Source organism: Blastomonas sp. CCH1-A6, from assembly GCF_001556365.1.
Lineage (GTDB): Bacteria > Pseudomonadota > Alphaproteobacteria > Sphingomonadales > Sphingomonadaceae > Blastomonas > Blastomonas ursincola.
The window spans coordinates 1-248 of record NZ_LSIS01000295.1; the positions used below are offsets into that span (position 1 = coordinate 1).

Below are 248 nucleotides of genomic sequence, written 5' to 3' on the forward strand. Positions count from 1 at the left end.
CGCCTTTCAGGATGCCTTGCAGGTGCAGGCCGGCGTCGTCGGCAACATCGAAGGCGCCCGCACGACGATGTACAGCCTGGTCTCGGCCAGCCAGTCGGCGACCGGCGCGCTCCAGGCGACGCAGGCGGGCAACGAGCTCCTCGCGCTGCAATCGCAGCAGCTCGCCGACCTCACCGCCGCGGTCGCGGCGCAGGGCCGGGCGCAGGCGCTGCAATCCGCCCGCCAGGCGGCCGAGGAGGCCGAAGGGC

The 248-nt window shown here is 74.2% G+C and carries 1 pseudogene; it reads left to right on the top strand.

What is annotated here, in order from left to right:
* Nucleotides 1–248: pseudogene (locus AX735_RS14115) on the top strand (P-type conjugative transfer protein TrbJ); the annotation flags it as partial.